Genomic DNA, 8,955 nt, shown 5'->3' with positions numbered 1-8,955 from the left:
TGCCTTCCGTACCGCCCGTGCTGCCGCCCGTGCCGCCGGTGGTCACGCCTCCGTCTACGGAACCGTCCGTGCCGTCGCCCGTTTCGTCGCCCGCCTGGGGCGTCTCACCGCCACCGTCGGCCGGGCAGGACTGGCCGACGACGGAGCAGATGGCCTCCTTCAGCCGAGCGGACATCTCTCCGCCGACACCGCTGAGTATCAGCGCAGTGATGATGGCGACCACCATCACGACCAGGCCGGTGTACTCCACCGCCGACTGACCGCGGTCCCGACGCCAGGTGATCATGTGGGGGAGGGAGAACGGCGGCCGCTCCTGCCGATGGGACGGCGCCGAACGGAACCACTCCCGCGAGTCCTTCGTGCACAGGAAGACCAGGATCACGATGGGCAGCACGAGTTGGGTGAGGCCCTGGACCGAGCCGTCCCGCAGGTTGGCCAGGCCGCCGGATATCAGCCAGGCCTGTACGGCGATCAGCCCCCAGCGGACCCCGTTGCCGCCCGTCCACGCCCGGCGTGCGAGCAGCCACCCGGTGACACCGGGCGCCGCCGCGTACAGCAGCATGCCGAGCAACAGGCCGCCCAGCGCGTCCACCTGGGCGGCGGAGAGCAGCAGGCCGAAGCCGCCCACGACCGTCGCCCCGAACAGCACGTACACGAGCCAGCGCGCGACCACCAGTTGCTGCGGCATCGCGCGTCGCGCGACACCGCCCGCCCCGACGACATCAGCATGAAACGACATACTCATCCACCCCCCAGCGGCGAGAGTAGGTCACCAGAGCGATTTCCCTGTGGGCCCTCGGGCCCAAATCGGGGCCCAACTCCCGGCCCTCGTGCAACGTCTCCGGTCCAGGCTGAGGTGTCGGAGGAAGGTGCTACCTTCCGCTGCCCGGGGAAAGGGGAGGCATCCCCCGCTCGGCCGTCACGGCTGCTGCGGTGGCGGCGACATGACGTGCTGCTCGACGAGTTCGTACGACCTGAGGCGGTCGGCCAACGCGTGGACCGGCGTGACCAGCATGAGTTCGTCCGCACCGGTCAGCTCCACCAGGTCGGTCAACTGCCGTGCCACGGTGTCGGGCGCACCGTGTGCCTGGTGGGCACGGAAACTCGTCAGCGCCCGCTTCTCCTCCGCGGTGAACGGGTGGGCCGCGGCCTGCGCGGGGGTGGGGAACGGGATGTCGCCCCGCCCCTGGAGGAGTCCGGCCTTGACGACGTTCATCGGGCCGGCGAGCCAGGACGCCTCCTCCTCGGTCCCGGCGCACACCGTCTCCACGCAGATCAGCACACGCGGCCGCGCGCACCACCGGGACGGTGTGAAGCTCTCGCGGTAGCGGCTCAGCGAGGCCAGAGTGTTGTCCGGGCGGATGTGATGGGCGAAGGCGATCGGCAGGCCGAGTTCCCCGGCGAGTGACGCACCGGCCGTGCTCGACGCCAGCAACCACGGCTCCGGGAGAGGACCCAGCGCGACCTCGTCCAGCAAGTGGCGCAGCGTCGAGGCGACATCGTCGCGGTACTCGTCGTCCGTCGTCGGGCCCGCGCCCCGGCGCAGGGCCCGAGCCGTGGTCTCGTCGAAGGTGCCGGGGCCTCTGCCTATCCCCAGGTCGATCCGGTCCTCGTGCAGGGCCGCCAGGGTGCCGAACTGTTCGGCCAGCATGATCGGTGCGTGGTTCGGTGCGAGGACGCCCCCGGAGCCGATCCGGATGGACGACGTCGACGCGGCGGTGTGGGCGGTCAGGACGACCGGTGGGAACGCTCCGATGGCCGGGGAATGGTGGTGCTCGGCGTACCAGAGTCGCCGGTAGCCGAGGTCTTCGATACGCCGGGCGAACGCGGTGGTGTCACGCAACGTGTCTGCGGCGCGTGTGCCCGCCTGGACCATGGCCACTTCGAGAGCGCCTGTCGGAACAGTGATCATCCGGTCAGTATAGGAATTGCCTGAGCACGCCAACTGGCTTTGTTTTGAGGCCGAATCGCCTCTCGGGTGGGTGTGGGCGCCGGCCATGGGCCTGAGCACTCCAACCCGGTGCTCACAGACGGCGCAGCTGCTCAGTCCCCGTCGAAGCCGCCCGAGTCCGTGTCGGCACCGTCCCCGCCGTCGCCCCAGTCGGACCCGGCCGACGGCCCGGCCGCTTCGCGGAGCCGTGTCCCTACCTTGTCGGAGACGGCTACAGCGGTGATCGCGCCCGCTATGCAGGCCAGCATGACGGCCGTTCCCGAGTAGAACACGGCGGCCCACGGCGGGCTGTCCACGTCCACGCCGAAGAAGACGAGCAGGCCCGCGCCCGGGAACACGCCGAAGAGCCACGAACCGCAGGCGGTGGTCATCGCCAGGCTTTGCTGCCCCTCGGACACATCATCGACGTCTCGTGGCGTCGCCGCCCGTCCCGGCCGTACGACCGGGATGAGGGCGACCGCCTGGCAGGCCAGGCAGGCGAGTTGGACGACGGCATAGTCCGCGAACGAGAGCGGGCGCGACCAGTTGTGCACCAACGCGGCGAGGGCGCTGAGGAATGTGGCCGCGTTGCCCACGATCACCCACATAGAGCGGGACCATGTGAAGTCGGACACCGCGTCGAAGACGTCCTCGCGGAACCAGGACCATTTCCGGGCGATCCTTTTCAGTCTGCGGTTGTTTCTGACGCCATCGAACATGGGCTGCCCCCCCGTGTGTTCGGTACTGTCCCCAGCTCGAACCATGCCCATGCCAGGGATGCCGTAAAGGGGGAGCACCGTGACGGCACGCGGGAGTACGGCTCCGCCGCTCCTGGTGAGCAATGTCAGGGGGCGGGTGATCGTTCCGTTACCCCGGGGAGGGCAACCGCTCAGGCGGTTTCGCGGTCGAACCGACGTGATCAGAAGACGCCTCCTCCCTCTGTGCGCCGCCGCCCTGTCGGCCACCCTGCTGCTGACCGCCTGTGCCGGCGGCTCCGCGGACGACAAGCCCGCCCACCCGGTCTACGGCGTGCCGGTCGAGCAGCAGCCCCGCCAGGCGCTCCTGGCGACCCAGGCGGCGCGTACCGCGAGCTTCACCCAGACGCTGACCTTCACCTCTCCGTCGGGTGACACGGTGCAGAAGACCTCGGGACGGCTCGACTTCCCGGGCGGCCGGGCCGTCGGTTCGATCGACTGGACACTCGCTGAGGACCTGCCGGACGAGGCCCAGGACGCACTGCTGGGCGTCCGGCTGGGGGAGGGCCGTTCACCCGCGCGTACCCGGGTGGCGGTCGAGCCGGACAGCATCCGGCTGCGTGCGGGCGAGGCCGGCTACTGGCTGCGTTACGAAGGGTCTTCGGAGGCGTTCGGTGCCGGTGCCGCGATCGATGCGCTGCGAGGAGCCGAGTCCGCTTTCGGCGGCACGCTCCTGGAGATTCTGAGCGGAGCCCAGAAAGTGAAGGAATCGCCCGCGACCAAGAAGGGCGGCCGCACCTACCTGGCGGAACTCACCGCGTTCAACGCCCTGCGCCTGTTCCCCAAGGACCTGGGCTCCGAACTCACCGCGAACATCGACCCGAACAGCACGCAGACGCCCGTGTCGCTCAGCATGTCCGCGGACGCCAAGGGGCGGGTCACCCGGGCGGAGGCGGACTTCTCGGCCCTGCTGGACAAGAAGGACAGTGCCCTGGGCGAGGTGACCGGCTTGCGAGCCGTTCTGCAGGTGAGCGGTTTCGGGAAGTCCGCGCCGGTCATGCCGGCAGCCTCGGAGCAGACGCTCGACGCCAAGGGGGCCGTCACAGCGGTCGGTGACGTGAAGAAGGGCGGCTGCGCCGATCTCACCACGGGCACCCGCACCCTCGACCTGGTGGTGTCCGTCCCCTGCGCGCAGCCCCACGAGGTTCGCGTCTTCTCCCACGCACGGTTCGACGCCGCGTACCCGGGCGACAGGAAGGCGAAGCGGATGGCCGGCGACGCGTGCCGACAGGCGTACGGGTCGGCGCCCGCCGCCTGGACCCGGGAGTCATCCGAGAAGGGTCACTTCTGGTACAGCTGGCCCGGTGAGGCCAGGTGGGGCATCGGTGCCGATCCGGTGGTCACGTGCTACGTCGAGACCCGGTGACGCACCACCCGTGCCGGTGACTCACCGCCCGTGTCGGTGATCGGCCGCAGTGGCACCCAACTGCGCCTCAGCCGCGCGCGGGTGCTGTCGGCCGACGACGTTCCTGCCGACGTCTTCCGCCGGGCCGACGGGCACACGCTCGGAACGCACCTGTCCCGGGAGCAGGGCGTGTGGTGAACGGCCCGACTCGGGTAAGGTGACCCGTCCCGAGACCGGGACCGACCCAGGAGGTGAGACCCATTACCGCTTCAGCAGGCCGGGTGCTCACCACTCGCCGTCGCGTGCCCGACACGGCATAGGCGATCGCGGAGCGCCCATCGGTTTTCCGAAAGGCTCCTCCGCATGCAGGAATTCGCTTCACCGCACACCGTCTCCTCGATCGTCACCACGCTCCGCGCCGCCGGCTGTGTCTTCGCCGAGGACGAGACCGAGCTCCTTCTCTCCACCGCCGCCGGTCCCGCGGAACTCGCCGCCATGGTCGAACGCCGCGTTGCCGGTCTGCCACTTGAACACGTGCTCGGATGGGCCGAGTTCTGTGGGCTGCGCGTAGCCGTGGACCCCGGGGTCTTCGTGCCCCGCCGCCGTACCGAATTCCTGGTCCGCCAGGCCGTGGCACTCGCCGGGCGGAAGCCGGCCGTCGCCGTCGACCTCTGCTGCGGTTCAGGGGCCCTGGGTACGGCGCTGGCGGCGGCGCTGCCGCACGTCGAACTGCACGCCACGGATGTGGAACCCGCCGCCGTGCGGTGCGCCCGGCGCAATGTCGGTGCGCTCGGGCAGGTCTACGAGGGCGACCTGTTCGAGCCGCTGCCCGGTTCGCTGCGCGGGCGCGTCGACGTTCTGCTCGCCAACGTGCCGTACGTGCCGACCGATGACGTCGAACTGCTGCCGGCCGAGGCGCGCGTGCACGAACCGCGTGTGGCGCTCGACGGTGGTGGGGACGGCCTCGACGTCATGCGGCGCGTGGTCGCCGCAGCGCCCGACTGGCTGGCACCCGGCGGCAGCCTCCTCGTCGAGACGAGTGAGCGGCAGGCGGAGCGTGCCGCGGAGACGGTGGGCGGAAGCGGGCTGAGGGCGCGGGTGGTCGTCTCGGAGGAGCTGTACGCCACGGTGGTGATCGGGACCCGCCCGGTGTAGCCGGTTGCCGCCGTCGGGACCCGCCCCCGTGCAGCCGGTGGCCGGGTGCCGCCGGCCCCGCGCGGTTCCGGCACGGTCGGGCGAAGCGCCGGGCAGGTCAGGTGAAGCGCCGGCGGGTCTGGCCGTACGGGTCGCCCTTGGCGAAGCCGAAGGCGGTGCGGGGCGTCACCGCGAAGACCTCCGCTCGGCCGCCGGCGCCGTTGGAGAACATGCCGTCGGTGACGCCGAAGTGCCAGTCGCTGCCGTACTTCGTCTCCCAGGCCTCGGCCGGCGCGATCAGGCGGGCTTCGTCGGTCACCCGGGCGGCCCGGCCCTCGACCACCACGTCGAAGCCCTCGTCGAGGGTGTTGGCGCCGGTGGTCAGGACCACCTCCGGGTTGGCGGCGAGGTTCCGCGCCTTGCGCTCCGCCGCGCCCGTGCAGAAGTGCAGGGCCCCGTCCGACCAGACCCCGATCAGCGGGGTGACGTGAGGGCGGCCCTCCGGGCGGACCGTGGTGAGCCGGTACAGCTCGGCGTCCGTCAGGAGGGCGACCGCCTCGGGCCAGGGGCGGGCGGTGGCGTTCTCGCCGCTGTACCGGGGGTCCAGGCCGGTGTCCGGGGTGGCGTTCCCGTCCGGCATGACGGCCTCCTGAGAGCCTTCGGCGTGATCGTTCCGTTCATCGTGCCTGCGAAGTACGGACTCCGCTCCCGCTCCGAATTCATCGGCGCACAGCTAGGCTCGAAGGGCGGACACGCGTGGGTCCGCGGGCAGGAGAACACGGGATGACGACGGTGCCTGGGCGCAGGAGCAGCAACTTCACACGACTGCTGCGGCACGGTTTCACCGATCCGTCCGCAGCCGAACGGCTCCTGGAACTGCCCGAGCTCTCTTCCGTACGGTCCGATCCCGTCCTCTTCGACGCACTCGGTGCCACGTCCGACCCGGACCTGGCCCTGCACAGTCTCGTCCGGATCGTGGAGGCGGAGGAGGCCGACGAACGGCAGGTCCTGCTGGACACGCTCGTCACCGCCAAGCCGCTGAGGGACCGGCTCCTCGGCGTACTCGGCGCCTCCGAGGCGCTCGGGGACCATCTGGCGCGCTACCCCCGCGACTGGCAGGTGCTCGTCACGTACGAGGCCACCGATCTGCACCCCGGCGTCGCCGAATTCGAACGCATGCTCGTCGACGCGGTCGACCCGGACTCGTTGCGGGTCGCCTACCGCCGTTCCCTGCTGTCGATCGCGGCCCGCGACGTCTGCGGCACCACCGACCTCGCGCAGGTCGCCGCCGAGCTCGCCGACCTGGCGACGGCCACCCTGCGCGCCGCACTCGCCATCGCCCGCACCGCCGCCCCCGCCGACGCCGCCCGGTGCCGGCTCGCCGTCATCGCGATGGGCAAGTGCGGCGGACACGAGCTGAACTACGTGTCCGACGTCGATGTGATCTTCGTGGGGGAGCCGGTGGACGGGGAGGAGGAGAGCGCGGCCATGCAGGCCGCCACCCGCCTCGCCGCCCACATGATGCGGATCTGCGCCGACACTACCGTCGAAGGCACCATCTGGCCGGTCGATGCCAACCTCCGCCCCGAGGGCCGCAACGGGCCGCTGGTGCGGACCCTGACCTCGCACCTCGCCTACTACCAGCGCTGGGCCAAGACCTGGGAGTTCCAGGCCCTGCTGAAGGCCCGGCCGGTCGCCGGTGACCCCGCGCTCGGCGCGGAGTACGTCGAGGCGGTGTCCCCGCTGGTGTGGCAGGCCGCCGACCGGGAGAACTTCGTCGGCGACGTACAGAAGATGCGCCGTCGCGTCGTCGACAACATCCCCGTCGACCGGGTCGACCGTGAGCTCAAGCTCGGGCCCGGCGGACTGCGGGACGTCGAGTTCGCCGTACAGCTGCTCCAGCTCGTCCACGGGCGCAGCGACGCCACCCTGCACGCCGGCTCCACCCTGGCCGCCCTGCGGGCGCTCGCCGACGGCGGATACGTCGGGCGGGCGGACGCGGCGCAGCTGGACGAGGCGTACCGCTTCCTGCGCGCCATGGAACACCGCATCCAGCTCTACAAGCTGCGCCGCACGCACCTGGTGCCCGAGGACGAGTCGGACCTGCGGCGGCTCGGGCGCTCCCTCGGGCTGCGCACGGACCCCGTCGCCGAACTCAACAAGGCGTGGCGGCGGCACGCCGCGGTGGTGCGGCGCCTGCACGAGAAGCTCTTCTACCGGCCGCTGCTGGACGCCGTCGCCCAGCTGGCGCCCGGCGAGACCCGGCTCAGCGCGAAGGCCGCCATCGTCCGGCTGGAAGCCCTCGGATACGCGGATCCGGCGGCTGCCCTGCGCCATCTGGAGACCCTGTCGTCCGGTGTGTCCCGCAAGGCCGCCATCCAGCGCACGCTGCTGCCCGTCCTGCTCGGCTGGTTCGCGGACTCCGCCGACCCGGACGCGGGGCTCCTCGGCTTCCGCCAGGTGTCCGACGCGCTCGGCAAGACCCCCTGGTACCTGCGGCTCCTGCGGGACGAGGGCGCGGCGGCGGAGAACCTCGCCCGGGTCCTGTCCGCCGGCCGTCTCGCCCCCGACCTGCTCATGCGAGCCCCGGAGGCCGTCGCCATCCTCGGCGACCCGGAAGGGCTGAAGCCGCGCACCCGGGATCATCTGGAGCAGGAGGTGCTGGCCGCGGTGGGCCGTGCTGCGGGCGCCGAGTCGGCGGTCGCGGTGGCGCGCGGGGTGCGGCGGCGTGAGCTCTTCCGTACGACGGCCGCCGACCTGATCGGCTCGTACGGCACCGAGGAGAACCCCGCGGAACAGGATCCGGGCGCGCTCGTCGACCGGGTCGGACCCGCGGTCACCGACCTGAACGCCGCCACCATCTCGGGGGCCCTGCGCGCCGCCGTGCGCGAGCAGTGGGGCGACACCCTGCCGACCCGGTTCGCGGTCATCGGCATGGGCCGGTTCGGCGGGCACGAGCTGAGCTACGGCTCGGACGCGGACGTCCTGTTCGTGCACGCCCCGCGGGAGGGCGTGAGCGACGAGGAAGCCGCCCGGGCCGCGAACACCGTCATCACGGAGATGCGCAGGCTGCTGCAGCTGCCGACCGCCGACCCGCCGTTGATCATCGACGCCGACCTGCGTCCCGAGGGCAAGAGCGGCCCGCTGGTCCGCACGCTGAAGTCGTACGAGGTCTACTACCGTCGCTGGTCGCTGGTCTGGGAGAGCCAGGCGCTGCTGCGCGCCGAGCCCATGGCGGGGGACGAGGAGCTGGGGCGCGCGTTCATCGAGCTGGTCGATCCGTTGCGCTACCCCGCGGAGGGGTTGGGTGAGGACGCCGTCCGGGAGATCCGGCGGCTCAAGGCGCGCATGGAGTCCGAACGCATACCGCGGGGCGCCGACCCGACGCTCCACATGAAGCTGGGCCGGGGCGGGCTGAGCGACGTCGAGTGGACGGTGCAGCTGCTCCAGATGCAGCACGGCTGGGCCGAGCCGGGCCTGCGGACGACGCGTACGCGTGAGGCACTGGCCGCGGCGTGCGCGGCGGAGCTGATCCCGGTGGAGGAGGCGCAGACGCTGGACGAGGCGTGGGTGCTGGCCACACGGGTGCGCAACGCGGTGATGCTGGTACGGGGGCGGCCGGGCGACACGTTCCCCTCGAACCCGCGGGAGCTGACGGCGGTCGGGCGGTACCTGGGGTACGAGCCTGGGCACGTCGGGGACATGCTGGAGGACTACCGGCGGATCACGCGGCGGGCGCGGGCGGTGGTGGAGGAGCGGTTCTACGGGGCGGCGGGGTGAGGCAGATCAAG

At 71.7% G+C, this 8,955-nt stretch carries 7 protein-coding genes and 1 pseudogene; 4 read left to right on the top strand and 4 right to left on the bottom strand.

The features are described 5' to 3' along the window. The 3 genes and pseudogenes from ABZS61_RS00765 to ABZS61_RS00755 all read right to left on the bottom strand — a co-directional run. Positions 1-739, bottom strand: a pseudogene (locus tag ABZS61_RS00765) (hypothetical protein); the annotation flags it as partial. 180 nt (positions 740-919) lie between these two features. Beyond that, a complete protein-coding gene (locus ABZS61_RS00760; protein ID WP_356414015.1) occupies positions 920-1,912 on the bottom strand; it encodes an LLM class flavin-dependent oxidoreductase in 993 nt (330 codons plus the stop codon). A 131-nt stretch (positions 1,913-2,043) separates the two neighbouring features. After that, on the bottom strand, positions 2,044-2,649 hold the full coding sequence (locus ABZS61_RS00755) for a hypothetical protein (RefSeq protein WP_356414013.1): 606 nt from the start codon (positions 2,647-2,649) through the stop codon (positions 2,044-2,046). Positions 2,650-2,845: 196 nt separating this feature from the next. Between ABZS61_RS00755 and ABZS61_RS00750 the strand changes: the two genes are divergently transcribed. The 3 genes from ABZS61_RS00750 (at position 2,846) to ABZS61_RS00740 (ending at position 5,185) form a co-directional block, all read left to right on the top strand. Next, positions 2,846-4,051 carry a hypothetical protein gene (locus ABZS61_RS00750; RefSeq protein WP_356414010.1) on the top strand — a complete coding sequence of 402 codons (1,206 nt, stop codon included), beginning with the start codon at positions 2,846-2,848 and terminating at the stop codon, positions 4,049-4,051. A 30-nt stretch (positions 4,052-4,081) separates the two neighbouring features. Further along, positions 4,082-4,228: a hypothetical protein gene (locus ABZS61_RS00745; protein ID WP_356414007.1), complete on the top strand. Its 147-nt coding sequence runs from the start codon at positions 4,082-4,084 to the stop codon at positions 4,226-4,228. Between the two features lie 165 nt (positions 4,229-4,393). Then, positions 4,394-5,185, top strand: coding sequence for a putative protein N(5)-glutamine methyltransferase (locus tag ABZS61_RS00740; protein WP_356414004.1), 792 nt, complete (start codon positions 4,394-4,396; stop codon positions 5,183-5,185). Positions 5,186-5,282: 97 nt separating this feature from the next. Here the strand turns inward: ABZS61_RS00740 and ABZS61_RS00735 are convergent, their stop codons facing one another. Beyond that, positions 5,283-5,804: a pyridoxamine 5'-phosphate oxidase family protein gene (locus ABZS61_RS00735; RefSeq protein ID WP_356414000.1), complete on the bottom strand. Its 522-nt coding sequence runs from the start codon at positions 5,802-5,804 to the stop codon at positions 5,283-5,285. A gap of 143 nt (positions 5,805-5,947) precedes the next feature. Here ABZS61_RS00735 and ABZS61_RS00730 point away from each other — a divergent pair, with 143 nt between their 5' ends. Next, a complete protein-coding gene (locus ABZS61_RS00730) occupies positions 5,948-8,944 on the top strand; it encodes a bifunctional [glutamine synthetase] adenylyltransferase/[glutamine synthetase]-adenylyl-L-tyrosine phosphorylase (RefSeq protein ID WP_356413997.1) in 2,997 nt (998 codons plus the stop codon). The last annotated feature ends 11 nt before the right edge of the window (positions 8,945-8,955 follow it).

It is taken from the genome of Streptomyces sp. NPDC005566 (assembly GCF_040605575.1).
Taxonomy (GTDB): Bacteria; Actinomycetota; Actinomycetes; order Streptomycetales; family Streptomycetaceae; genus Streptomyces.
Note: the sequence above shows the minus strand (reverse complement) of the source record. Positions and strands in the feature narration are given on the sequence as shown.

Excerpts from the sequence above, each read along its gene's own strand:
- ABZS61_RS00760 (WP_356414015.1), bottom strand. The coding sequence starts at position 1,912 with ATGATCACTGTTCCGACAGGCGCTCTCGAAGTGGCCATGGTCCAGGCG.
- ABZS61_RS00755 (WP_356414013.1), bottom strand. The coding sequence starts at position 2,649 with ATGTTCGATGGCGTCAGAAACAACCGCAGACTGAAAAGGATCGCCCGG.
- ABZS61_RS00740 (WP_356414004.1), top strand. The coding sequence starts at position 4,394 with ATGCAGGAATTCGCTTCACCGCACACCGTCTCCTCGATCGTCACCACG.
- ABZS61_RS00735 (WP_356414000.1), bottom strand. The coding sequence starts at position 5,804 with ATGCCGGACGGGAACGCCACCCCGGACACCGGCCTGGACCCCCGGTAC.
- ABZS61_RS00730 (WP_356413997.1), top strand. The coding sequence starts at position 5,948 with ATGACGACGGTGCCTGGGCGCAGGAGCAGCAACTTCACACGACTGCTG.